Below are 24,772 nucleotides of genomic sequence, written 5' to 3' on the forward strand. Positions count from 1 at the left end.
ATTGCCATTCCTCTTTGTTTGCAAAGAAGAATGACATTGGTCTTTCAAAACGTCGGAGCCAAACATGCCAATTGATCATACCAAACTTAATCGTCGTACATTATTGGGAACAGGTGTCGCTGCCAGTTCGCTGTTTGCACTACATCCGTTTTCGGCAAATGCTGCTGGCAATCAGGCGCATCTGCGCATTATGGAAACAACCGATTTGCACGTGCATGTCATGCCATATGATTATTATGGTGATCGCCCGGCCGATACGGTTGGCTTGGCAAGTACCGCCGCCATCATCGAGGACATCCGTGCAGAATCCACCAATGCAATGTTGGTTGATAATGGTGATTTTCTGCAAGGTAATCCCATGGGGGATTACATCGCCTATGAGCGTGGGATGAAAGAGGGTGATATGCACCCGATCATTACCGCCATGAATACGCTGGGTTATGAGGCATCGACACTTGGTAATCACGAATTCAACTATGGTTTGGATTTTTTGATGAAATCCATTGCGGGTGCGAATTTTCCAGTGGTTAGCGCAAATATCGCAAAAGAAATGGGTGCAAACCCGCGCGACGACAAAACTCTGTTGCCTCCATATGTGTTGATCGACAAACAGATCACCGACGGGAGCGGCGAAGCGCATACCATCAAAATCGGTTTGATTGGCTTTGTCCCACCACAGGTCATGGGCTGGGATCGTCGCCACCTAGAGGGCAAGGTAAATGCCCGCGATATCGTTGAAACCGCCAAGGCTTATGTTCCTGAAATGAAGGAAAAGGGCGCGGATATTATTATCGCGCTGTCCCATTCGGGAATTGGTTCTGCAAATCACACTGATGGTATGGAAAACGCATCTGTCCCACTGGCCGAAATTGACGGCATCGATGCATTGATGACAGGTCACAGCCATCTGGTTTTCCCAAGCGAAAAATATGCAGATTTTGCGGGCGTTGACGCCGCCCAGGGCACAATCCATGGCAAACCCGCCGCAATGGGTGGTTTCTGGGGTTCGCATTTGGGTGTGATCGATTTGATGTTGGAAAAATCTGGCAATGAATGGCAGGTGGTGACGTCATCTGTTGAAGCGCGGCCAATATCACAACGTGGCGAAGATCGTAAAATCACCCCACTGGTCGAAAGTGTTGCCTCAGTTGAGGCAAGCATCGCGGATGAGCATGCGGCAACATTGGAATATGTACGCCGATCGGTGGGACAAACAGAGGCACCGCTGCATTCCTATTTCGCATTGGTTGCAGATGATCCTTCGGTACAAATCGTTTCCCAAGCGCAAACTTGGTATATCACCGAAATGATGCAAGGCACCGAATGGGAAGGCTTGCCCATTCTATCCGCCGCTGCTCCGTTCAAGGCTGGTGGTCGTGGTGGCCCCGAATATTACACCGATGTTCCTGTGGGTGATGTTGCGATCAAAAACGTATCTGATCTGTATCTCTATCCAAACACTGTGCGTGCGGTAAAGGTTACGGGTGCACAGGTGAAGGATTGGTTGGAACGTTCCGCAGGTATGTTTAATCAGATTACTGCGGGGCAGGCGGATCAGGTATTGCTGAACCCTGATTTCCCATCCTACAATTTTGATGTGATTGATGGCGTAACCTATCAGGTTGATCTATCACAGCCATCCAAATTTGATTCCAAGGGTGGTGCGTTAAATCCCGATGCGAACCGCATTGTTGATTTGCAATATAATGGCGCACCGGTGACGCCCGATATGACATTTGTGGTTGCGACAAATAACTATCGCGCATCTGGTGGTGGGTCATTCCCTGGTGCCATGGGCGATACGATTATATTCGAAGGCCCAGATACAAACCGAGATGTGATCGTGCGCTATATCGTAGAACAAGGCACGATTAACCCACGCGCCGATGCCAATTGGCGATTCAAATCATTGCCCGATACCAGTGTCTTGTTTGATACTGGGCCAAAGGCCAAAGAGCGTATCGCGGATGTTAAGGGTGTTAACCTTGCCGCGGTAGGTGACGGCCCAGATGGGTTTGCACGTTTTCGTATCACGCTTGATTAACGCGATAACTCACAACAAAGTAACAGATCAGAGACCGCCACGCCGTTGGCGGTCTTTTTGTTTTTTGGAACAAACACGAATCAAACATATGCGTTGATTCTTAGAAAATGACATGTTTTTCAATATGTTCCACCTATGTTCCGCGTTTGCGATACCAGATATGGTCTGAGATAGGAAAAACTTAGGAATAAATAGGAAATCTTCAAAAATCACTATATCTAGCGTAAATGTAAAAGTCAGACACAATAAAGTGTGGCTATTTGTCCATATTGTCGCAACGCTATGCAAAAAATCACTATCAGATATGCTGTTTTTGCGATAAAGACTAAAAAAATCCCTTTGCAGACTATGATTTCCCATGTATTCCTAAATGCAAGATAAGGTTAAGGGCAATTTTAAACGGGCGTTAAGACCCACATAAGAAAACCTCGCAGGTTTCGTACAGGCACCCTCCTTATTGAAAGAAAGATCTGACGTGCGTGCGAGCAGACACCCCCCCAAGGTGGCACCACAAATCAGACAGTCCAAAGTGGGACAGAGGGCGGCGGATTGAGCAGTGGCAGCAGCTCAACCCGCCGTTTCCATTTCTGGCCCGATGTTAACGAGGAGTCACAAAGGTGGCACAACGTTTTAAAGGTGAATTCGTCCAAAAAATGGACGGAAAAGGTCGGGTGTCTATCCCGGCTGCCTTTCGGCGTGTGCTCGAAGATTGTGATCCAGAACACAACCCAGATCGCGAACCACAACTTGTGCTGGTTTACGGCGACCATCGCCGTGAATTCATCGAAGGTTTTACAATGACCGCGATGGAAGAGGTTGACGATAAAATCGCACAATTGCCACGTGGATCAAAACCACGTCGCGCATTGGAGCGCACCTTTTCAGGGCAGGCCGTCCAGTTGCAAGTAAATGAAACAGGTCAAATCGTGCTGAGCCCGAAATTGCGCGAAAAATTGGGTCTGACGAACCAAGTGTTCTTTATTGCATCGGGTGACACATTCCAAATCTGGCATCCAGACACATACGAAGATCAGGCAAGTGCGATGGATGATTATCTTGATGAATTCGAAGAAGGTTTTGATGTTCTCACCCTTCTTGATGCAGCACCTGGGGTGTAAGCAATGGTTCAGGCGTCAGATGATACAGCCACCGCGCCACACATTCCCGTATTATTGTCCCCAATTTTGGATGCCATTGCGCCTGTGTCTGGGCGTTGGTTGGATGGCACCTTTGGTGCGGGTGGGTATACGCGTGCATTATTAGATGCAGGTGCGGATACAGTTTATGCCATTGATCGCGATCCCGAAACATTTGAACGCGCCGCCGTTTGGGCAGGTGAATATGGCGATCGCCTTCGCTTGATCGCCGGTGAATTTGGTAATTTGGATACGCTTGCGGAACAAAACGATGCGCTGCCTCTTGATGGGGTGGTTTTGGATATTGGCGTGTCCTCTATGCAAATCGATCAGGCCGAACGTGGATTTTCATTTATCCAAGACGGCCCATTGGATATGCGCATGTCCCAATCGGGAACAACCGCCGCTGATATTGTAAACACAGCGGATGAATCCACACTGGCCGATATGTTGTATCTTTACGGCGAAGAACGTGCATCGCGCCGTATCGCACGCAACATCGTCAAGGCTCGCAGCGAAGCCGCGTTTCAAACCACAAGTGAATTGGCGCGTGTGATTGAAAATTCTTTGCCCCGCGCCAAACCAAACCAGGCCCACCCCGCAACGCGCAGCTTTCAAGCATTGCGTATCGCGGTGAATGATGAGTTAGGCCAATTGGTGGATGGATTGATCGCGGCTGAAAATGCGCTGGTCGAAGGCGGCATTTTGGCGGTGGTCACATTTCATTCACTGGAAGATCGCATCGTGAAACGTTTTTTACAGGCACGTAGTTCTGAAATGCCTCGCGGGAGCAGGTATCAACCAGAACAGGCACAAGACGAACCAAGGTTTGAACGCATCGGGCGCAAAGCAATCAGCGCACGCGAAGATGAACTGGCGGCAAATCCACGTGCCCGTTCGGCAAAATTAAGGCTCGCGCGGCGATTATCCGCCCCTGCGGGGAATATTGATGGGCGCAAATTAGGGCTGCCCAATTTTGATTTGGAAAGGCTGGTATAAAATGAAGAATTTCCTCTATCTGTTATGCTGTGCATTGGTCGTTGGTATGGCCTATTGGGCCTATACCGAAAATTATCGCACGCAGGCGACGGCAAAACGTGTGCAAAAGCTGCAACAAGAAATTGCATCTGAACGCGAAGCGATTTCGGTGCTCAAGGCCGAGTGGGCATATTTAAACCGCCCCGAACGATTGCGTGAATTGGCGGATTTGAACTTTGAAACATTGGGTTTGATCCCGCTGTCATCACAACATTTTGGCGATACAAATTTGGTGGCCTTCCCGCCGCGCCCAACAAATTTGGAAATCGTAAACGAGCCGATTGCTGTTCAAAACTCAGAAGGGGTTGAATGATATGAACCGCACCCCATTGCGCCCATTAGCATCTGTTATTTCCGCACGTTCCAAGGGTGAAAACCCTGATCGGATCGAGGCACGCGAACGTGCCAAGCGAAACCAAGCAATGATGACCCGCCAACGCAAACGCGCCGAAAACCGTTTGATGATCATGGGGGTTGCGTTCTTTTTTGCATTTGGTGCGATTGGGGCACGTATGGGGATGTTGGCGGCAACCGAACCTGCCGAACCCAATGCGATTGCATCCACCAGTCAGATTTTGAACCAACGCGCCGATATTGTTGATCGCAACGGTACGGTCTTGGCAACCAACCTGACGACGCAATCGCTCTATGCACAGCCACCATTGATGATTAACCCTGCCAAGGCGGCCAAAGATTTGATGAAAATCTTTCCTGATCTTGATGAAAAACGTCTGACGCGTGATTTCACCAGTGGAAAACGCAAATTTTTATGGGTGAAACGCAAAATCAGCCCCGAACAACGCCAAGCGGTGCATGATTTGGGTGAACCCGGCCTGTTGTTTGGGCCGCGCGAAATGCGGCTTTATCCAAATGGGAATTTGGCAGCGCATATCTTGGGCGGTGCTGGATTTGGTAAAGAGGGTGTTCAAGCCGCAGAAATCGTCGGCGTTGCTGGCATTGAAAAATACCACGACAAATTGTTGCGCGATCCTGCGATGAATGGCGCACCACTGGAACTGTCAATTGATCTGACCGCCCAAGCAACCACGCGCCGCGTCTTAAACGGTGGAATGAAAATTATGGGTGCCAAGGGTGCATCGGCGGTGTTGATGGAGGTGAACACCGGCGAAATCGTTTCTATGGTGTCATTGCCCGATTTTGATCCCAATGATCGCCCAAACCCCTTGGTCGAAGGTGATCCATCCGACAGTCCGTTGTTCAATCGTGCGGCCCAAGGTTTGTATGAGCTTGGCTCAACCTTCAAATTATTCGCCGCTGCAACGCATCTGGAAAAAGGCTTGGCCACACCAGATACATTGATTAATACCGAAAGCCCGATGCGCGTTGGCAAATTCAAAATCCGCGATTTTCATAATTACGGCAAAACGCTGAGCCTGACCGATGTTATGGTGAAATCATCCAACGTTGGCACCGCGCGCATGGCGCTGGAGGCAGGCGCAGGTGCACAACAACAAATGTTGTCTGATCTTGGGTTTTTTGAACCAGTTGATGTTGAATTGGGTTCTGCCACACAAACCAAACCGATCTTGCCAAAACGCTGGTCGGATATTTCAACCATGACCATTTCATATGGTCACGGGATTGCGGCAACGCCATTACATCTCGCGACAGCCTATGCCACGATTACGAACGGTGGTTATCGTGTGAAACCAACTTTGATCAAACAACGCGGCATTGCCAAAGACCGCCCACAGGTGATTTCTGAAAAAACATCGGCACAGCTTCGCTATATGTTGCGCCAAGTGGTTGCCAAAGGCACGGCAAGCTTGGGCGAGGTTGAAGGATACGAAGTTGCTGGTAAAACCGGCACAGCGGATAAACCCAAACCATCGGGTGGGTATTACGAGGATCGCGTGATTGCGACATTCGCAACGGTATTCCCTGCGAGTAATCCAAAATATGTGTTGATCCTAAGCCTTGATGAACCAGAGGTTTTCGTTCACGGTGAAAAACGCCGCACCGCAGGGTGGACAGCGGTGCCCGTTGCCGCCGAACTTATTTCACGCGTGGCACCCGTGTTGGATTTGCGACCAGCAGTTGCAGCCATCGATCAGATAACATACACGTCCGCTGGTAACTGATCGACAGAGTCAAAGGCATATAAATGGCAAACGCGAAACCTGCTGGTAAATCTCTTTTGGAAATGGGGCTTACGGCCAACGCAGGGATGGTGGATGCCGATCCGCAAATTCTCGGTATTTGTGTCGACAGCCGCAAAACAAATGCGGGTGATTTGTTTGTCGCGATGTGTGGGGTCAACGGGCATGGGGGCGAATTTATCCAATACGCATTGCGCATGGATGCAGCGGCCGTGTTAACCGATGCGGCGGGGCTTGAAATTGCCAAACGCAATGTGGCCAAGCTGGACGTCCCATTCATCATATCCGATGATCCGCGTCTTGATCTGGCGCATGCTGCGGCGCGGTTTTATGCCAAACAGCCCGCCACCATGACAGCGGTCACGGGCACAAACGGCAAAACATCTGTGGCCAATTTCACCCGTCAAATCTGGGAAAACCTTGGCAAACAAGCAACCAATTTTGGCACTGCTGGGGTCGAGGGCGCGTATACTGCTCCGCTCAGCCATACAACGCCAGAACCCGTAACTTTGCACAAATTGCTGGCCGAATTATCCGATGCGGGCATCACCCATGCATCGATGGAGGCATCATCGCATGGGCTTGATCAACGCCGTCTTGATGGCGTGTATCTGACGGCGGCAGGATTTACCAATTTCACCCAAGACCATTTGGATTATCACGAAACGTTCGAGGCGTATTTTGATGCCAAAGCAGGGTTATTTACCCGCGTCCTTCCGCCCGAAGGGTCAGCAGTGATCAATATGGATGATCCACGTGGCGTGGATATCAAATCGCTGGCCGAGGCACGCGGCCAAGATGTGATCACCATCGGGTCAAACGATTGCGATATTACAATATTAAACAGCCGCTTTGACGCAACCGGCCAAGATGTGCGATTTTCATGGCGCGGCGATGTGCGCACGGTGCGTCTTTCTTTGATCGGCGGGTTTCAGGCGCAAAATGTGATGATGGCGGCAGGGCTTGTGATTGCCAGTGGTGAACAGGCCAAGGATGTGTTTGATACACTTGCCGAAATGCGCACCGTTTCTGGGCGTATGGAATTGGCGGCAACACGTCAAAACGGTGCACCTGTTTTTGTTGACTATGCCCATACACCAGATGCGGTTGAAACCGCGTTACGCGCGATGCGCCCCCATATCATGGGGCGGTTGATCGTGGTGTTGGGTGCAGGCGGTGATCGCGATACGTCCAAGCGTAAATTGATGGGTGCGGCTGCGGCAGAAAATGCCGATGTGGTGTTTGTAACGGACGACAATCCACGTAGCGAAGACCCAGCCAGCATTCGTGAAATGGTGATGCAAGGATGTCCTGATGCCAATAATGTTGGCGATCGTGCTCAGGCAATTTTGCGTGGCATCGATGCGTTGCAACCGGGTGATGCATTGTTGATCGCGGGCAAGGGGCATGAAACCGGGCAAACCATTGGCAATGATGTATTGCCGTTTAACGATGTGGAACAGGCCAGCGTTGCTGTTGCTGCTTTGGATGGAATGGGTGCGTAATGGAATTGTGGAATTCAAAAGATGCGGTTTTGGCAACAGGTGGTCGATCGACCACTGATTGGGTTGCCAACGGATTGTCGATTGATACGCGCGAAATCGAACAGGGTGATATTTTTGTTGCACTGAAAGATCAGCGCGATGGGCATGATTTTGTTGCACAAGCGCTCGAAAAAGGTGCCGCCGCTGCATTGGTTTCACGCATCCCCGATGGCGTTTCCCCAAATGCACCGCTGTTGATCGTTGATGATGTATTATCAGCGTTGGAAGACATGGCGCGATTTGCACGCAAACGCACATCTGCCAAAGTGATTGGCGTGACAGGGTCCGTTGGTAAAACAGGAACCAAGGAAATGCTACGCACCGCTTTGATGGGACAAGGTCGTGTGCACGCTGCAGAACGCAGTTTTAACAACCATTGGGGTGTGCCCCTAACGTTGGCGCGGATGCCTGAAAACACCGATTTTGCCGTGATTGAAATTGGTATGAACCATCCAAATGAAATCACACCACTGGCGCGTATGGCCGATCTGGATGTGGCGATTGTGACCACAGTGGCGGCGGTGCATATGGCGGCGTTCAAAGACGTGGATGAAATCGCCCATGCCAAGGCTGAAATCTTTGATGGGTTGCGCAAGGGTGGCGCGGCCATCATTAATATCGACATCCCCACCACAAAAATTTTACAAGATGGCGCGGTAAATGCGGGTGCAAACCTGATCGGATTTGGCCAAACCGCGGGCGCAGATTACCAGTTGCAAGATGCAATTATCGGCAACGATACCACCAATGTCACCGCCACGGCATTTGGTGATCCGATCATGTTTAAACTTTCTGCCCCTGGCAAACATCTGGCGATGAATGCATTGGCGGTTCTTGCTGCTGCGGTGGGTGCGGGTGGCGATCTGGCGATGTCGATGCTGGCATTGCAAGAATTCACAGCACCCAGCGGACGCGGAGCCCGCCAAACGATTGAACTGGCCAATATTGACGGTGCATCGCTGGAATTAATTGACGAAAGTTATAACGCCAACCCCACGTCGATGGGGGCATCGCTGGATGTGCTGGCGGCCTCGCAACCCGTTGATAACGTTGGGCGTATTCGCAAGGGACGCCGCATTGCGTTTCTGGGTGATATGCTGGAGCTGGGGCCAAAAGAACATGAAATGCATGCGGAATTGGCGCAACATGATGCGATCGCACAGGTTGATATCATCCACACGGCGGGTGCATTGATGCAATCGCTGCATGATGCATTGCCCGTTGAAAAACGCGGCACGTGGTTTGCAGATGCGCAACAAATGGCGGACAAAGTACATCAATTGCTGGACGCGGGTGATGTGGTTATGGTCAAAGGCTCGTTAGGGTCGCGGCTGGCGTTGGTGGTGAAATCCATCCAAAAGCTACAGTATAAATAGGGGACACCGATGTTTTATTTTCTGAGTGAGCTGTCTGACGGCGGGGATATATTCAATATCTTTCGATATATCACCTTTCGCGCAGGTGCTGCATTTTTCACAGCCTTGTTCCTAAGCTTTATTTTTGGTCGCCCGCTGATCAATTTTTTGAAACGCAAACAGAAAAAAGGCCAACCCATTCGCGATGATGGCCCCGAAAGCCATATCATCCAAAAGGCAGGCACGCCCACCATGGGTGGTGTGCTGATTTTGGGCACGCTGATTATTTCAACGCTTCTCTGGGCGCGGTCCGACAATGGGTTTGTCTGGCTGGTTTTGATGGTGACGGTTGGTTTTGGTTTGATCGGATTTGTTGATGATTACCTGAAGGTGACAAAGCAAACCGTTGCTGGGTTTTCGTCCAAGGCACGTATGGGCATTGGCTTGGTGATTGCATTGATCGCGGGGTATTGGGCCACGCAATTGCATCCTGCGGAATTGACAAATCAACTCGCACTGCCTGTATTCAAGGATACATTGATTAACCTTGGGTTCTTGTTTGTTCCCTTTGCGATGATCGTCATTGTGGGTGCTGCCAATGCCGTGAACCTGACCGATGGGTTGGATGGTTTGGCGATTATGCCTGTGATTATTGCGGGTGGTACGCTTGGTGCGATTTCATATGTGGTGGGACGGACCGACTTTACCGAATATTTGGATGTGCATTACGTGGCCGGTACGGGTGAATTGTTGGTCTTTACATCGGCGCTCATCGGCGCTGGGCTTGGGTTTTTATGGTATAATGCACCACCCGCCGCGGTGTTTATGGGCGATACAGGTTCGTTGGCCTTGGGCGGTGCACTTGGGGCAATCGCGGTTTCCACCAAACACGAATTGGTGTTGGCCATTGTCGGTGGCCTGTTCGTGGTCGAAGCATTGTCGGTGATTATCCAAGTTCTTTATTTCAAACGCACAGGTCGTCGTGTTTTCTTGATGGCGCCCATTCACCATCACTTTGAAAAAAAGGGCTGGCATGAATCGCAAATCGTTATCCGTTTCTGGATTATCGCGCTGATCTTAGCGTTGATCGGTCTGGCAACGTTGAAGCTGCGTTAATGATCCCCGTTCGTGGATATCGCGATGCACAGGTTGCCGTGCTGGGCCTTGGGCGATCTGGCCTCACGGCGGCGCTGGCGCTGCGGGCGGGTGGTGCCATTCCTGTTGTCTGGGATGATAACGAGGCCGCGCGCCAAAAGGCTTTGGATGAAGGCATCGAAGTTGCCGATCTAACCAAAGATAAATCATGGGAAGATGTGGTGAGTTTGATCGTATCGCCCGGCATTCCACATCTTTATCCAACGCCCCATCCGATTGTGCAAAAGGCGTGGTCGCATGGTGTGGTTGTGGATAACGATATCGGATTGTTTTTCCGATCTTATGCCACGCAAGATTGGGAAAAATTTGACACTATCCCCAAGGTGATTTGTGTCACAGGGTCGAATGGAAAATCCACAACCACCGCGTTAATCCAACACATCCTGAACGCCGCTGGGCGCAATGCCACGATGGCGGGTAATATCGGGCGCGGTGTGCTTGATCTACCACCGGCGCGCGATGGCGATGTGGTGGTGTTGGAATTGTCATCATATCAAACGGATCTGGCGCGCGCACTTGCGCCTGATGTTGCTGTGTTTATGAACCTATCCCCTGATCATTTGGATCGTCACAACGGCATGGGCGGTTATTTCGCGGCCAAACGACGTTTGTTTATCGAGGGCGGCCCAGACAAGGCCATCATCGGCGTGGATGAACCAGAGGGGCGTTTTTTAGCCAACCAAATTCGCCAAGATAAAACGGGTGATCCCGTGATCGCCATTTCATCTGGGCAAAAGTTGCAAGGCCAAGGTTGGTCCGTATTTGCCCGCAAGGGGTTCTTGGCGGAATGGCGCAAAAACCGACAGGTCGCATCGATTGATCTGCGCGATATTGTTGGTCTGCCCGGTGCGCATAACCACCAAAATGCCTGTGCCGCCTATGCTGCATGTCGCAGCTTGAACATCCCACCCAAGGTGATTGAAGCCGCTTTAAAAACCTATCCAGGTCTGCCGCATCGCTGTCAGGTTCTTGGCAAAGGCAAGGATGTGCTTTTTGTCAATGACAGTAAGGCAACCAACATCGATGCCGCCGAACAGGCGCTGAAGGCATTTAAAAACATCCGCTGGATTGTCGGCGGTCAGGCGAAAGAGGGTGGTATTACCGCGCTTGCGCCGCTGTTTGATCGTGTCAAAAAGGCCTATTTGATTGGCGAGGCAACAACAGATTTCGCCAGCCAATTGGGAACCACACCACAATCACAATGCGAAACCATCGAACGCGCGGTCGCCGCGGCGGTGGCGGATGCCGATGCGGGTGATGTGATACTGCTTGCTCCTGCCTGTGCCAGTTTTGATCAATACCCCAATTTTGAAAAACGCGGTGATGCATTTATTGCGGCGGTCACCCCGCATTTGGATGGCTGATCCGTACGAGGATACCCAAAAACTATACCGCCGCGCGGCGATGGAATATGATGCAGGGCGCAACAAATCCTTGTTTGAAAAAGCGGTGTTGGATGCGCTGTTGGCGCGCTGTCCTGACAATCCGCATATTTTGTATCTGGGCAGTGGAGCAGGCGAACCTGTGGCGGCATATTTGATTGCACAGGGTGCACGGATCACGGGCGTTGATTTCGCCCCTGAAATGGTTGCAATCACCCAAAGTCGATTTCCGGATCATACATGGATCACATCGGACATGCGCGATTTTGCGAGTGATGAAAAGTATGATGCAATCATATGTTGGTCTGGTCTGTTTCATCTGACAGGTGTCGATCAAATCGCCATGTTCCCAAAATTTGCAACTTGGCTGGAACCAAATGGTGCAATCCTCGTCGCCACGGGTCATCAAGATGGCGAAGTTTATGGAACCGTTGCCAATACCCCCGTGTATCACGCAAGCCTTGCCCCCGATCATTATCGCCAGCTATTAGTCGAAAACGGGTTTTCAAATATCCAATTCACCGCCCAAGATCCCGATTGCGCAGGGTTTTCCCATTGGTTGGCAATGCTTGGGTCATAATGCTGGAACTGTAAGATTTTTCGTGTATAGTTACCCCATAACAAAAAGCTGACCCAAAAAATGAGGCAGCATCAGGCAGTAAATCAGATATGAAGGCAGGCAGGCTCTCATGACAGATATGGTATTTGGTACGGTTGCATCGCAGCCGGGTGATCCGATTCTTCCACGTTGGTGGCGCAGTTTGGATCGCTGGTCACTTTTCGCAGTGGTGATTTTGTTTTGTGTCGGGATATTGCTTGGCCTCGCAGCATCGGTGCCATTGGCAGAGCGAAACGGGTTAACCCCGTTTTATTACGTTTATAAACAAGTGTTTTTTGGTGGCGTTGCGCTCACGGCGATGATTGTCACCTCGATGATGTCACCACGCACCATTCGCCGATTAGGCGTGTTTGGCTTTGCCATTGGATTTATCGCTATCTTATTGCTACCTGTTTTGGGCACTGATTTTGGCAAAGGTGCAACACGGTGGTATTCGCTGGGCTTCACATCATTGCAACCATCCGAATTTTTGAAACCTTGTTTTGTGGTGTTTTGCGCTTGGTTGATGGCCGCATCTTTTGATGTGGGTGGCCCACCCGGTAAACGCTGGTCGTTTATTGTGGCCATTGTTGTAACATTCATTTTGGCAATGCAGCCTGATTTTGGACAAGCATCATTGGTTTTGGCCGCATGGGGTTTGATGTATTTCGTGGCGGGTGCGCCCGTGATTTTATTGATACTGATGGCGCTGGGCGTGTCAGGGTTTGGCTATCTTGCGTATCATAATTCTGAACACTTTGCGCGGCGCATTGATGGGTTTTTAAACCCAGAGGTCGATCCGCGGACACAGCTTGGCTATGCCACCAACGCCATCCAAGAGGGCGGATTTTTTGGTGTGGGTGTCGGTGAAGGCACGGTGAAATGGTCACTACCAGATGCGCATACCGATTTCATCATCGCCGTCGCTGCCGAAGAATACGGGCTGGTCATGGTATTATTCATCATCGCGCTATTCATGGCGCTGACCGTGCGATCATTGTTTCGCCTGATGAATGAACGCGATGTGTTTATTCGCCTTGCGGGCACTGGGCTGGTTGCATTGTTTGGCATGCAAGCCTTGATCAATATGGGCGTTGCGGTGCGGTTACTTCCTGCCAAGGGCATGACGCTCCCGTTCATCAGCTATGGTGGTTCATCGCTTGTGGCGGGGGGCATAGCACTTGGTATGTTGCTCGCATTTACACGTAGCCGCCCACAGGGTGACATGTCTGACGCGCTTCGCAACGGTTAGGGTTTTATCATGGTGCAACCTTTATTAACGATTGCTGCGGGTGGCACAGGCGGGCATATGTTCCCCGCCCAAGCGCTCGCCGAAGAAATGTTAAACCGTGGCTGGCGGGTGAAATTATCCACCGACCCACGCGGCGCACGCTACACGGGCGGTTTCCCCGATGCGGTTGAAATTGAGGTCGTGCAATCAGGCACATTTGCACGTGGTGGATTGCTGGCAAAACTCTCTGTGCCGTTTCAACTTTTATCGGGCGCGATGGCCGCGAAAAAATCCATGCGATCAGATCGCCCCGATGTGGTTGCGGGTTTTGGTGGATATCCTGCCATCCCCGCAATGGTTGCCGCGGGTTGGTTGAAAATCCCACGCATTATCCATGAACAAAACGGTGTTTTGGGGCGCGTGAATAAAAAATTCGCAAAATCTGTGAATGTGGTTGCCTGTTCGATTTGGCCGACAATCCTGCCCACGGGAACCAATGCTGTGCATGTCGGCAACCCTGTGCGCGGTGTTGTGCGTGAACGCGCAGGGGCAAATTACATAAGCCCTGGTGATTGGCCGATGAGCGTTCTGGCCATTGGCGGATCACAGGGTGCGCGGATATTGTCACAAACCATGCCAGCGGCGGTCGCCTTGTTGCCCAATGATTTGCGCGGGCATTTGCGTATCGCACAACAGGCCCGCGAAGAAGACGTTGATGCCACCACCACAGCCTATGCCGATGCAGGTGTGATGGCCGAAGTATCCCCATTTTTCGACGATATCCCCGAACGTATTGCAGAGGCACAGTTGATCGTATCGCGTGCGGGTGCATCATCCGTTGCCGATATTTCCGTGATTGGTCGCCCATCTATTTTGATCCCGCTGGCCATCGCAATGGACGATCATCAGACCGCCAATGCCCGTGGTTTATCAGGGGTGGATGCGGCAATTTTGATCCCTGAAAATGAATTGACCCCTGAAACACTGGCAAATTGCATCAAATCGGTTTTACAAGAACCAAAAGGTGCGGAAAAAATGGCGGCGGCAGCTTTGAATGCTGGCAAGCCTGACGCAGCAACAGAATTGGCCGATCTCGTGCAAAACTTGGCCCACAAAGGATAGTATCGTGAACGCAGTAACAAAACTCCCCACTCAACTTGGCCCGATACATTTTGTGGGGATTGGGGGCATTGGCATGTCTGGCATTGCCGAGGTGTTGTTAAACCACGGCTATACCGTGCAAGGGTCTGACCTTAAAACCAGCAAGATCACGGATCGTTTGGAGCAAATGGGTGCCACAATATTCGAAGGCCAGCGCGCCGAAAATATTGATGGGGCAGAGGTGATCGTGATTTCATCCGCGATCAAACCGGGCAACCCTGAATTGGACACTGCGCGTGCAATGGGGCTGCCCGTCGTGCGCCGCGCAGAAATGCTGGCCGAATTGATGCGATTGAAATCAAACGTGGCGATTGCGGGCACACATGGCAAAACCACAACCACAACAATGGTCGCCACATTGCTTGAGGCAGGCGGTGTTGATCCAACTGTGATCAATGGTGGTATCATTCACGCATTCGGATCCAACGCACGTATGGGTGGTGGCGAATGGATGGTGGTTGAAGCGGATGAATCCGATGGCACATTTAACAAACTGCCCGCGACCATTGCCGTTGTCACCAATATCGATCCAGAGCATATGGAACATTACGGCACGGTGGAAAACCTGCACGCCGCGTTTAACCAATTTGTGCATAACATCCCGTTTTACGGCGTGGCGATTTGCAATACAGATCATGGCGTAGTGCAAACATTGGTCGGCAATATGCACGATCGACGCGTCATTACGTATGGTTTCAATAAACAGGCCGATGTGCGTGCGGAAAACCTGCGCTATGAAAACGGGATGGCGGTGTTTGATGTGGCATTGCAAAGCGAAGAAAAACGCATTGATGGCATTATCCTGCCCATGCCCGGCGATCACAATGTATCCAACGCATTGGCGGCCATCGCCGTGTCGCGCCATTTGGGGGTGAAATTGGATGAAATCAAAGATGCTTTGAAAAATTTCAAAGGCGTGAACCGCCGCTTTACCCGAGTGGGTGATGTCAACGGCGTGACCGTGATCGACGATTACGCCCACCACCCCGTGGAAATCAAGGCGGTGTTATCCGCTGCGCGTCAATCAACACAAGGGCGCGTAATCGCGGTGCATCAACCCCACCGTTTCACACGCTTGCATGATTTATTTGAGGATTTCTGTGGCTGTTTCAACGATGCCGATATCGTTGGCATTACCGAAATTTACGCCGCTGGCGAAGACCCGATAGAAGGTGCCAGCCAATCAGATTTGGTGACTGGCCTAACCCGTCATGGGCACAAGGCCGCAGTTGCCGTAAATGACGAGGCCGCATTGCAAGCATTTGTGAAAAATGAATGCAAACCGGGTGATATGTTGATTTGTTTGGGTGCGGGCACGATCAGCGCTTGGGCCAATAACCTGCCAAAGGTTCTTGGCTAATGGCATGGTCGCTTATCCTTGCTGCGATCTGGGTGATTTGTTCCACCATTGTGGCAATGTTTCCGATGCGCTGGCAGATGAAACCGGGTTTATTATTACTGGTCGCAGCCCCGATTTTGATCATTTGGATCGGATATGATTACGGCTGGTGGATATCGCTCGCTGGGTTTTGCGCATTTGCATCCATGTTTAGCAATCCATTGCGCTATTTTTATCGCCGCGCACGTGGCCTTGAAACCGAGACATTACCATGAACCTTTCCCTTCTTTGTGCAGGCATTTGGTTTTTGGTGGCCAATGTATTGGCGATGATCCCATCCAATGATAACCACTGGCGCCGTGCCTATATCCTGATGGCGATTGGCATTCCGTTATTGGGGTGGGTGACCTATGAAAACGGGTGGCTGGTTGGTTTTCTGGCACTGTTGGGTGGCGGATGGATTTTGCGCTGGCCTGTCTACTATGCTTGGCGCTATATCGAAGGCCTGTTTACCAAAGAGTGATTGCAATGAAAAATCTGCCCGAAACCCGTGGAACACTAACGCCCAATCGCCCGATGGCGGATTTATCGTGGCTGCGTGTTGGTGGCCCCGCAGAGGTTTTGTTTCAACCGGCTGATTTGGATGATCTGCAATCGTTTTTACAAAATTTACCCGCTGACATTCCCGTGTTTCCGATTGGTGTGTGTTCCAATCTGATTATCCGCGATGGTGGGATACGCGGTGTTGTTGTGCGCATGGGGCGTGGATTTAACGGCATTGAAATTCTTGATGATACCCGCGTGCGCGTGGGTTGTGCAGCATTAGATGCACATGTGGCACGCAAAGCCGCCGCCGCTGGAATTGATCTGGCATTTTTGCGCACGATCCCCGGCGCAATTGGTGGGGCGGTCAAAATGAACGCGGGCTGTTATGGTGTTTACACCGCCGATGCGTTTGTGTCGGCGGATGCAATCACACGCGATGGGCAACGTGTGACGTTAACGCCAGATGATATGGGCTTTGCTTATCGCAGCACAAATATTCCCGATGGGATGATTATCACATCGGTTGTTTTACAAGGGATCGCGGATGATCCTGAAACCATCGAGCAAAAAATGACCGATGCGTTGGAAAAACGCGAAAAAACCCAACCGACCAAGGAACGATCATGCGGTTCCACATTTCGCAATCCTGCTGGGTTTAGCTCGACAGGGCGTGCCGATGATACCCATGATTTAAAGGCGTGGAAGGTGATTGATGATGCAGGAATGCGCGGTGCCATGATAGGGGGCGCACAAATGTCGCCCATGCATTCCAACTTTCTGATTAACAAGGGTGGCGCATCTGCCGCAGATTTAGAAAACTTGGGCGAAGAAGTGCGAAAAAAGGTTTTCCAAAATAGCGGAATTGAATTAGTGTGGGAAATAATGCGGGTCGGAGAATTCGCAAACGAATAATAAGAAACCCCAAAGGCATCATAAATGTCGGGGAAAGAGGCGGGCATGTCGAGCAAGGCAATCACCCGTGTGACGGTATTAATGGGCGGCCCTTCGGCGGAACGTGATGTTTCGTTGAGTTCAGGGCATGAAGTTGCATCTGCGTTACGCGGCGAAGGATTTGAAGTTACGGAATTGGATGCAGGTCCAACGCTGGCGGCCGATTTGCAAGCACAAAACCCAGATGTTGTTTTTAACGCGCTCCATGGTCGTTGGGGCGAAGATGGCTGTGTTCAGGGCATATTGGAATGGTTGCAAATTCCATACACGCATTCGGGTGTTTACGCATCCGCACTGGCCATGGACAAAGAAAAAACCAAGGTTGCATATCGCATGGCAGGCTTGCCAGTGGCCGAAAGCAAACTTGTTTCAAAAGCGGATGTTTTATCGGGGCACCCCATGCCCGCACCTTATGTTGTGAAACCTTATAACGAGGGTTCATCCGTGGGCGTTTATATCGTGCAAGAAGGGTCAAACGCGATTGCGTCAATGGCTGATGACATGCCCGATGAATTGATGGTTGAACAATTTATCCCAGGGCGTGAGCTGACCACCACCGTCATGGGTGATCGGGCATTAACCGTGACCGATATTATCACCGATGGCTGGTATGATTACAGCGCGAAATACGAGGTTGGCGGTTCCCGACACGAGGTCCCCGCCGATATCCCATCCGATATTTTTGACGCTTGCATGGATTACGCAGTACGCGCACATGATGCGTTGGGCTGTCGCGGTGTTTCGCGTACCGATTTTCGCTGGGATGAAAGCAAAGGTTTGGATGGTTTGATCTTGCTTGAAACCAATACCCAGCCGGGATTGACGCCAACGTCGCTTACGCCTGAACAGGCGATAAAAACGGGAATGAGCTTTGGCGCATTATTGCGCTGGATGGTGGAGGATGCATCATGCAACCGATAAACCGCAAACCATCAAATCAGGGTCAACCACACGGACAAAAACCCGCCAAACAACATTTAAGCTATTCCAGCAATATCAAACCCTTGGGGTCTGTGGCACAGGGCACGGCGCAAACTTTGTTTGGCCAAAAGGCATCAAAACAATTACCCAAACGCGATCCCGCGCCCAGCCGAACATCATATAAATTGCAACGTCTTTGGCTCACCCCGATGGTGCGCTCCATGGCCAAGGCGGCAATCCCAACACTTGGTCTGTTGGCGATTGGGTTTTACTTGGTGAACAACCAAGGTTTGCGCGATCATATTTCAACGCGTTATGCCGAAACGCGTGAATCCATTCAAACGCGCCCTGAATTCATGGTTGATCTGATGAAGGTCAGTGGTGCCACCGATCGTGTGGGCGATCAGGTGCGTGCGGCCAGCCAAATCGAATTGCCTGCCAGTTCGTTTGAACTGGACCTGCCCATCATTCGCAAACGGATAGAGGCCTTGGATTCCGTCAAGGCGGCATCGCTATTTTTGCGCACAGGCGGTGTTCTGGATATTGTGATCGAACAGCGCAATCCCGTTGTGATTTGGCGTAACAAGAACGGATTAGAATTGCTTGATGCCAACGGCATTCGTGCGGGTGTTTCGCAATCACGTCTTGATTATGCAAAATTGCCATTGATTGCCGGAGAGGGCGCGAATGCAGATATTGCACAGGCGATGTCGATTTTTGCCGCTGCGCGCCCGTTTGAAAACCGTGTGCGCGGGTTGATGCGCATTGGTACGCGCCGCTGGGATTTGGTTCTGGATCGCGGGCAGATTGTTCAACTGCCTGAAACCGAACCTGTGGCCGCCGTTGAACGGCTGGTGGCATGGCAATCTGCACAACAAATCTTGGCCAGAGATATAAAAACCATTGATCTTCGCAATCCGTCGCGCCCGTATTTGCGCCTGACGCCATTTGCGATGGAAGAATTGCGCCGTGTGCGTTCCATAAATTTAGGGGTGGAAACAAAATTATGAGCAGCCTGTATGAATCCCAAAAAGCCATGCGCCAAAAACGTCGCGCCGCATTACAACGCGGTGTGGTTGCGATTTTGGATGTGGGTACGTCCAAGGTTGTTTGCATGATTTTGCAATTTGATCCATCTGTACAGGTGGACGCGGCCAGTGGCATGGGTGCCATTGCCAATCACGGCGCGTTTCGTGTGGCAGGCGTTGCGAAAACACAATCGCGCGGTGTGCGTTTTGGTGAAATCAATTCCATGGAAGAATCCGAACGTGCCATTCGCACAGCCGTTCAAGGTGCGCAAAAAATGGCAGGCATCCGTGTTGATCACGTGATTGCATGTTTTTCAGGTGCTCGTCCACGCTCCTATGGTTTGGTTGGCAAGGTTGATTTGGACAAAGGTTTGGTCGCAGATCAAGATATCGGGCGCGTTTTGGCGGCCTGTGATGTGCCAGATTATGGCGCAGGGCGCGAAGCAATCCACGCCATGCCTGTGAATTTCGCCCTTGATCAAACATCGGGATTATCTGATCCGCGGGGTCAAATTGGCCATGAATTGGCCGTTGATATGCACCTGTTGACCATCGACAGCCGATCAATGCAGAACCTTTTGATCTGTATCAAACGCTGTGATTTGGAATTGGCAGGCGTTGCATCATCATCCTATGCCAGCGGGATTTCCGCGTTGGTTGAAGATGAACAAGAATTGGGCGCTGCATGTGTTGATATCGGTGGTGGATCCACGGCTGTAAGCGTGTTTTTACGCAAACACATGATTTTTGCTGACAGTGTGCGCATGGGGGGCAATCATATTACCTCTGACATTTCACAAGGGTTGCAAGTGCCCCATGCGATGGCGGAAAAAATCAAGGCGCTGCATGGCGGCGTGGTTGCGACAGGGCTTGATGATCGTGAAATGATTGATACCGGTGGTGATACGGGCGATTGGGAAATTGATCGCCGTCAGGTATCGCGATCAGAACTGATCGGCGTCATGCGCCCACGTGTCGAAGAAATTCTTGAAGAAGTCCGCGCCAAATTGGACGGGGCAGGGTTTAATAACCTGCCAAGCCAACGCATTGTTCTGACAGGTGGCAGTAGCCAAATCCCCGGAATGGAAGGGCTCGCCAGCCGCATTCTGGGGCAAAACGTGCGCCTTGGCCGCCCATTGCGCATCCACGGATTGCCACAGGCCGCAACTGGCCCTGACTTTTCTGCCTGTATTGGCCTGTCTCTTTATGCGGCGCATCCACAGGATGAATGCTGGGATTTTGCCATGCCAGCACCATGTGTTGGCGGGCGTTCGTTTAAACGTGCAGCACAATGGTTGCGTGAAAATTGGTAAATTTGGAATAATCTTCGGCGAGTTTTCGCAAAAATCCCAATTAAATCACTGATTTTATCGGTTTTCGTTACGATTTTTCGTGACGAATGCGAATCGCTTTGTTACGATGGTTTCAGCAGTGATGACCGTTCAACGCGGCATTTATAAAAACAAAAAACAAACTACAGGCGGACAGACCCATGACTCTGAATCTCCAGATCCCCGAAGTGGCCGATCTGCGTCCAAAAATCACCGTATTCGGTGTTGGTGGCGCAGGATGTAACGCGGTCAATAACATGATCGAGAAAAACCTCGAAGGCGTTGATTTTATTGTCGCCAATACAGACGCACAAGCGCTGCAAGGTAACAAAGCAGGCAACCGTATCCAGCTTGGTGAAAAAATCACCGAAGGTTTGGGTGCTGGTGCGCGCCCATCCGTTGGGTCCGCTGCCGCCGAAGAAAGCATCGAAACAATCGTTGATAATCTGGCAGGTAGCCACATGTGTTTCATCACGGCCGGTATGGGCGGTGGCACAGGCACAGGTGCCGCACCAATCATTGCACAAGCTGCACGTGAATTGGGTGTCCTGACGGTTGGTGTTGTCACCAAACCGTTTCAGTTTGAGGGCAACAAACGTATGCGCCAAGCCGAAGAAGGTGTGGAAGCATTGCAAAAGGTTGTCGATACACTGATCATCATTCCAAACCAGAACCTGTTCCGGATTGCGAATGAAAAAACCACATTCACCGAAGCATTCAGCCTTGCAGACGATGTTCTGTACCAAGGTGTGAAAGGTGTGACCGATCTGATGGTTCGCCCAGGTCTTATCAACCTCGATTTTGCCGATATTCGCGTTGTCATGGACGAGATGGGCAAAGCGATGATGGGTACCGGCGAAGCAGCAGGCGAAGATCGCGCGATCCAAGCGGCAGAAAAAGCCATCGCAAACCCATTGCTGGACGAAATTTCATTGAACGGTGCCAAAGGTGTGTTGATCAACATCACAGGTGGTTCCGATCTGACATTGTTCGAAGTGGACGAAGCCGCAAATTGTATCCGCAACCAAGTGGATTCAGATGCAAACATCATCGTGGGTTCCACAATGGACCCAACATTGGATGGCATGATGCGCGTTTCCGTTGTGGCCACTGGTATTGATGCCGCCGAAGGTGCAGCAGAAATTCCTGTACCACGTCGCACATTGAAATCACCTCTGCCTTTGGCGAACGAAGCAGCAGCACAAGAAGCTGAAACAACAAGCTTTATTCCCGAAGAAGAGCCAGCACCTGCACCTGCACCACAAGTGGCAGAACAGGCACCTGCACAGGCAGAACCAGAATTGTTTGATGTTCAAACTCCTGCGGCACCCGCTGCACCTGTTGAACAGCCACAACAATATGCCCCTGCGGCGCAAACCTTTGAACCACAAGTTCAAGAAACCGCAGCCGTTGCAGATGATCAAATGCCTGAACCAGCGTATCAACCCCAATACGAAGAACCTGCGCAGGAACTTCGTTTCGGAGTGGAACAGCCTCGCCAACAACGCGCAGGTGAACCAAGTGCCGAAACATTGGCACGTTTGGAAGCAGCGGTTGCAAAACAACCTAGCCAACAGCCATTGCGCGCAGATCATGCGCCAGCGGCGATGCCACACCATCACGCAGAACCAAAACGCGGTGGTGTATTGGGCGGGTTTATTTCACGCATGACAGGTGCAGCAGAACCAGCACAAGCAACACGTGAACAACCATCATTTACAGAAGAACAACAGTTCTCTCCTGAATATGACGAGATGGCTCACGAAGACGATCAAATTGAAATTCCAGCGTTCTTGCGTCGTCAAGCGAACTGATATTTCACTGATATTTGCGAAAAGGCGCGGATTTCCGCGCCTTTTTTGCGTTTTGACACCTAAATTACAGATTCCTGTTACAAACCGTCACAAAGCGTGAGTTGAGATTTTAGCCCAGAGAAACTAGTTCAAAGGTAAGCGGACGTAATGACGAATCCGACAAACCTTTGAGGTAGACATGCAAAAGACGCTGAAATCACCGGTTACACTACGCGGCACAGGGCTCCATTCGGGCAAACCTGCAAACCTGCGCTTGGTTCCTGCTGGCGTTGGGCATGGCATTGTTTTCCACCGCGTTGATATCACAGACCGCGATCAGGTTATTCCTGCAAACTATCTGGCAGTAAATGATACACAGCTTTGCACACGTGTATCAAACGACGATGGTGTCGAGGTTTCCACAATCGAACATCTGATGGCTGCACTTGCGGGTACTGGTGTGAATAACGCAGTGATCGAAATTGATGGGCCAGAAGTGCCAATCATGGACGGTAGCGCAATTTCATTTGTGCGCGAAATTCTGAACACAGGATTGATTGAACAAAACGCACCCGTGCGCGCCATTCGCGTGCTGCGCGATGTAACCGTCACATTTGATGATGTTGTGGTGACATTGTCACCAGCGGATAATCTGGAAATCGATTTTTCAATCGATTTTTCTGATCGTGCGATTGGTGAACAGCACAAAAAATTGAATATGGCGAACGGCACATTCGTGCGTGAACTGTCTGATTGTCGTACATTCGTGCGTCGCAACGATGTTGAAATGCTACAAGCAAACGGTCTTGCACTGGGTGGCAGCCTTGATAACGCAATCGTTGTGGATCAAGACAAGGTTTTAAACCCAGAGGGTTTCCGCCGTGCGGATGAATGTGTGCGTCACAAAATGTTGGACGCGCTGGGGGATTTGTATCTGGCAGGGGCGCCGATTTTGGGCCGCTATGTCGGGAATCGCGCAGGCCACCGTGCCACCAATGAATTGCTGCGTGCATTGTTCGCAACCGATGGTGCTTGGGAATGGGTGACATGTAGCCCTGAACAAGACCACGATTTGCCTGGTACAGACATCAAATCAAGCGATTTTCCCACACTGTAACCGTCGTTTACGGCGATGATCACGCTTGGGAACAAAAACTTTTGTCATTATCTGCTTGAATCCGTTTTTCCTTTGCTCAAAGTATGGTATCCAACAGGCTCGCTGGCTATGTTCGGCAAGTAATTGAAATTGGTGTCCTACATGTTTCTGAACAGAAAAATATTTGCCGCAACCGCAATTCTTTTGGTGTTGTCGGCCTGTGCAAAGAAAGATGAACCAGCGCAGCAGTTGGAAAATCTCCCGCCAGAACAGATTTTTAATTCCGCAGAAGCGATGTTGGATGACAAGGATCCAGAGGATGCCGCACAACGGTTTTCCGAGGTTGAACGCCTCTACCCCTATTCCGAATGGGCAAAACGTGCACTGATCATGTCGGCATTTTCATACCACGAGGCTGGTCTTTACGAAGAAAGCCGTGGCGCCGCACAGCGGTATTTGGATTTTTATCCGGCGGATCAGGATGCCGCCTATGCGCAATATCTGATTGCGCTGTCATATTACGACCAAATCGATAACGTAAGCCGTGACCAAGGTGTGACGTTTCAGGCATTGCAAGCTTTGCGCGTCACAATCGAACGTTACCCAGATAGCGAATATGTCACCACCGCATTGTTGAAATTCGACCTCGCATTGGATCACCTTGCGGGCAAGGAAATGGAAATCGGGCGTTATTATCTAAAACGTGGCCATTTTGGTGCGGCGATCAATCGTTTCCGCGTGGTGGTAGAGGATTTCCAAACCACCAGCCACACACCAGAGGCATTGCATCGTTTGGTAGAATCCTATCTGTCCTTGGGGCTGGATCAGGATGCACAAACAGCGGCGGCGATTCTTGGACATAACTTCCAAGGGACGCAATGGTATGCTGACAGTTACGCATTGCTGCGCGGCAAAGGGTTGGATGCAACGGGCGATACCAAGGGTAATGGCTGGCTCAGCTCGATCTATCGCCGCGTGATCAAGGGTGCGTGGTTGTAACCAC

22 protein-coding genes are annotated in these 24,772 nt (G+C 50.9%); all 22 read left to right on the forward strand.

The genetic code is table 11. The annotated features are described in order from the left end of the window. Positions 1–64: 64 nt before the first annotated feature. The 22 genes from BFP76_RS07220 (at position 65) to BFP76_RS07325 (ending at position 24,768) form a co-directional block, all read left to right on the forward strand. The gene (locus tag BFP76_RS07220; protein WP_099592484.1) at positions 65–2,044 is read left to right on the forward strand and encodes a bifunctional 2',3'-cyclic-nucleotide 2'-phosphodiesterase/3'-nucleotidase; all 1,980 of its coding nucleotides are present in this window, start codon (positions 65–67) and stop codon (positions 2,042–2,044) included. 617 nt (positions 2,045–2,661) lie between these two features. Next, positions 2,662–3,162, forward strand: a complete 501-nt coding sequence (mraZ, locus tag BFP76_RS07225; RefSeq protein WP_099592485.1) for a division/cell wall cluster transcriptional repressor MraZ — start codon at positions 2,662–2,664, stop codon at positions 3,160–3,162. A gap of 3 nt (positions 3,163–3,165) precedes the next feature. Continuing rightward, positions 3,166–4,179, forward strand: a complete 1,014-nt coding sequence (rsmH, locus tag BFP76_RS07230; RefSeq protein ID WP_099592486.1) for a 16S rRNA (cytosine(1402)-N(4))-methyltransferase RsmH — start codon at positions 3,166–3,168, stop codon at positions 4,177–4,179. Position 4,180: 1 nt separating this feature from the next. Then, a complete protein-coding gene (gene ftsL / locus BFP76_RS07235) occupies positions 4,181–4,531 on the forward strand; it encodes a cell division protein FtsL (RefSeq protein ID WP_099592487.1) in 351 nt (116 codons plus the stop codon). A gap of 1 nt (position 4,532) precedes the next feature. Then, the gene (locus BFP76_RS07240; protein WP_099592488.1) at positions 4,533–6,320 is read left to right on the forward strand and encodes a peptidoglycan D,D-transpeptidase FtsI family protein; all 1,788 of its coding nucleotides are present in this window, start codon (positions 4,533–4,535) and stop codon (positions 6,318–6,320) included. Between the two features lie 23 nt (positions 6,321–6,343). Next, positions 6,344–7,843 (forward strand): UDP-N-acetylmuramoyl-L-alanyl-D-glutamate--2,6-diaminopimelate ligase, encoded by a 1,500-nt coding sequence (locus tag BFP76_RS07245; RefSeq protein WP_099592489.1) that lies wholly within the window; start codon positions 6,344–6,346, stop codon positions 7,841–7,843. Further along, complete coding sequence (locus tag BFP76_RS07250; protein ID WP_099592490.1) at positions 7,843–9,258, forward strand: UDP-N-acetylmuramoyl-tripeptide--D-alanyl-D-alanine ligase; 1,416 nt, start codon at positions 7,843–7,845, stop codon at positions 9,256–9,258. Before BFP76_RS07245 ends, BFP76_RS07250 begins: the two co-directional genes overlap by 1 nt. Before the next feature lie 9 nt (positions 9,259–9,267). Next, the gene (gene mraY / locus BFP76_RS07255) at positions 9,268–10,353 is read left to right on the forward strand and encodes a phospho-N-acetylmuramoyl-pentapeptide-transferase (RefSeq protein WP_099592491.1); all 1,086 of its coding nucleotides are present in this window, start codon (positions 9,268–9,270) and stop codon (positions 10,351–10,353) included. Beyond that, positions 10,353–11,756 carry a UDP-N-acetylmuramoyl-L-alanine--D-glutamate ligase gene (murD, locus tag BFP76_RS07260; RefSeq protein WP_099592492.1) on the forward strand — a complete coding sequence of 468 codons (1,404 nt, stop codon included), beginning with the start codon at positions 10,353–10,355 and terminating at the stop codon, positions 11,754–11,756. Before mraY ends, murD begins: the two co-directional genes overlap by 1 nt. Beyond that, on the forward strand, positions 11,749–12,354 hold the full coding sequence (locus tag BFP76_RS07265) for a class I SAM-dependent methyltransferase (protein WP_165775677.1): 606 nt from the start codon (positions 11,749–11,751) through the stop codon (positions 12,352–12,354). The genes murD and BFP76_RS07265 overlap by 8 nt, the downstream gene beginning before the upstream one ends. 109 nt (positions 12,355–12,463) lie before the next feature. Continuing rightward, complete coding sequence (ftsW, locus tag BFP76_RS07270; RefSeq protein WP_099592494.1) at positions 12,464–13,624, forward strand: putative lipid II flippase FtsW; 1,161 nt, start codon at positions 12,464–12,466, stop codon at positions 13,622–13,624. A gap of 9 nt (positions 13,625–13,633) precedes the next feature. After that, positions 13,634–14,725: an undecaprenyldiphospho-muramoylpentapeptide beta-N-acetylglucosaminyltransferase gene (gene murG / locus BFP76_RS07275; protein WP_099592495.1), complete on the forward strand. Its 1,092-nt coding sequence runs from the start codon at positions 13,634–13,636 to the stop codon at positions 14,723–14,725. Positions 14,726–14,729: 4 nt separating this feature from the next. Next, on the forward strand, positions 14,730–16,124 hold the full coding sequence (murC, locus tag BFP76_RS07280) for a UDP-N-acetylmuramate--L-alanine ligase (RefSeq protein ID WP_240514001.1): 1,395 nt from the start codon (positions 14,730–14,732) through the stop codon (positions 16,122–16,124). After that, complete coding sequence (locus BFP76_RS07285; RefSeq protein WP_099592497.1) at positions 16,124–16,378, forward strand: DUF2484 family protein; 255 nt, start codon at positions 16,124–16,126, stop codon at positions 16,376–16,378. The genes murC and BFP76_RS07285 overlap by 1 nt, the downstream gene beginning before the upstream one ends. Next, entirely contained in the window at positions 16,375–16,626 is a 252-nt protein-coding gene (locus BFP76_RS07290) for a DUF2484 family protein (RefSeq protein ID WP_099592498.1), read from the forward strand. Before BFP76_RS07285 ends, BFP76_RS07290 begins: the two co-directional genes overlap by 4 nt. Before the next feature lie 5 nt (positions 16,627–16,631). Continuing rightward, positions 16,632–17,561 carry a UDP-N-acetylmuramate dehydrogenase gene (gene murB / locus BFP76_RS07295; RefSeq protein ID WP_099593979.1) on the forward strand — a complete coding sequence of 310 codons (930 nt, stop codon included), beginning with the start codon at positions 16,632–16,634 and terminating at the stop codon, positions 17,559–17,561. A 24-nt stretch (positions 17,562–17,585) separates the two neighbouring features. Then, entirely contained in the window at positions 17,586–18,521 is a 936-nt protein-coding gene (locus BFP76_RS07300; RefSeq protein ID WP_240514002.1) for a D-alanine--D-alanine ligase, read from the forward strand. After that, the gene (locus BFP76_RS07305; protein WP_099592499.1) at positions 18,509–19,531 is read left to right on the forward strand and encodes a cell division protein FtsQ/DivIB; all 1,023 of its coding nucleotides are present in this window, start codon (positions 18,509–18,511) and stop codon (positions 19,529–19,531) included. The genes BFP76_RS07300 and BFP76_RS07305 overlap by 13 nt, the downstream gene beginning before the upstream one ends. Continuing rightward, complete coding sequence (ftsA, locus tag BFP76_RS07310; protein ID WP_099592500.1) at positions 19,528–20,862, forward strand: cell division protein FtsA; 1,335 nt, start codon at positions 19,528–19,530, stop codon at positions 20,860–20,862. Before BFP76_RS07305 ends, ftsA begins: the two co-directional genes overlap by 4 nt. Before the next feature lie 179 nt (positions 20,863–21,041). Further along, positions 21,042–22,694 carry a cell division protein FtsZ gene (gene ftsZ / locus BFP76_RS07315; protein WP_099592501.1) on the forward strand — a complete coding sequence of 551 codons (1,653 nt, stop codon included), beginning with the start codon at positions 21,042–21,044 and terminating at the stop codon, positions 22,692–22,694. 178 nt (positions 22,695–22,872) lie between these two features. Further along, complete coding sequence (lpxC, locus tag BFP76_RS07320) at positions 22,873–23,790, forward strand: UDP-3-O-acyl-N-acetylglucosamine deacetylase (RefSeq protein WP_099592502.1); 918 nt, start codon at positions 22,873–22,875, stop codon at positions 23,788–23,790. Between the two features lie 141 nt (positions 23,791–23,931). After that, positions 23,932–24,768: an outer membrane protein assembly factor BamD gene (locus BFP76_RS07325; protein WP_099592503.1), complete on the forward strand. Its 837-nt coding sequence runs from the start codon at positions 23,932–23,934 to the stop codon at positions 24,766–24,768. The last annotated feature ends 4 nt before the right edge of the window (positions 24,769–24,772 follow it).

Source organism: Paramylibacter kogurei (genome assembly GCF_002742285.1).
GTDB classification, from domain to species: domain Bacteria; phylum Pseudomonadota; class Alphaproteobacteria; order Rhodobacterales; family Rhodobacteraceae; genus Amylibacter; species Amylibacter kogurei.

Bases quoted from the DNA above. Each gene is read 5' to 3' on its own strand.
- BFP76_RS07220 (WP_099592484.1), top strand. From the start codon at position 65: ATGCCAATTGATCATACCAAACTTAATCGTCGTACATTATTGGGAACA.
- rsmH (WP_099592486.1), top strand. From the start codon at position 3,166: ATGGTTCAGGCGTCAGATGATACAGCCACCGCGCCACACATTCCCGTA.
- ftsL (WP_099592487.1), top strand. From the start codon at position 4,181: ATGAAGAATTTCCTCTATCTGTTATGCTGTGCATTGGTCGTTGGTATG.
- BFP76_RS07240 (WP_099592488.1), top strand. From the start codon at position 4,533: ATGAACCGCACCCCATTGCGCCCATTAGCATCTGTTATTTCCGCACGT.
- BFP76_RS07245 (WP_099592489.1), top strand. From the start codon at position 6,344: ATGGCAAACGCGAAACCTGCTGGTAAATCTCTTTTGGAAATGGGGCTT.
- BFP76_RS07250 (WP_099592490.1), top strand. From the start codon at position 7,843: ATGGAATTGTGGAATTCAAAAGATGCGGTTTTGGCAACAGGTGGTCGA.
- mraY (WP_099592491.1), top strand. From the start codon at position 9,268: ATGTTTTATTTTCTGAGTGAGCTGTCTGACGGCGGGGATATATTCAAT.
- murD (WP_099592492.1), top strand. From the start codon at position 10,353: ATGATCCCCGTTCGTGGATATCGCGATGCACAGGTTGCCGTGCTGGGC.
- BFP76_RS07265 (WP_165775677.1), top strand. From the start codon at position 11,749: ATGGCTGATCCGTACGAGGATACCCAAAAACTATACCGCCGCGCGGCG.
- ftsW (WP_099592494.1), top strand. From the start codon at position 12,464: ATGACAGATATGGTATTTGGTACGGTTGCATCGCAGCCGGGTGATCCG.
- murG (WP_099592495.1), top strand. From the start codon at position 13,634: ATGGTGCAACCTTTATTAACGATTGCTGCGGGTGGCACAGGCGGGCAT.
- BFP76_RS07285 (WP_099592497.1), top strand. From the start codon at position 16,124: ATGGCATGGTCGCTTATCCTTGCTGCGATCTGGGTGATTTGTTCCACC.
- BFP76_RS07290 (WP_099592498.1), top strand. From the start codon at position 16,375: ATGAACCTTTCCCTTCTTTGTGCAGGCATTTGGTTTTTGGTGGCCAAT.
- murB (WP_099593979.1), top strand. From the start codon at position 16,632: ATGAAAAATCTGCCCGAAACCCGTGGAACACTAACGCCCAATCGCCCG.
- BFP76_RS07300 (WP_240514002.1), top strand. From the start codon at position 17,586: ATGTCGGGGAAAGAGGCGGGCATGTCGAGCAAGGCAATCACCCGTGTG.
- BFP76_RS07305 (WP_099592499.1), top strand. From the start codon at position 18,509: ATGCAACCGATAAACCGCAAACCATCAAATCAGGGTCAACCACACGGA.
- ftsA (WP_099592500.1), top strand. From the start codon at position 19,528: ATGAGCAGCCTGTATGAATCCCAAAAAGCCATGCGCCAAAAACGTCGC.
- ftsZ (WP_099592501.1), top strand. From the start codon at position 21,042: ATGACTCTGAATCTCCAGATCCCCGAAGTGGCCGATCTGCGTCCAAAA.
- lpxC (WP_099592502.1), top strand. From the start codon at position 22,873: ATGCAAAAGACGCTGAAATCACCGGTTACACTACGCGGCACAGGGCTC.
- BFP76_RS07325 (WP_099592503.1), top strand. From the start codon at position 23,932: ATGTTTCTGAACAGAAAAATATTTGCCGCAACCGCAATTCTTTTGGTG.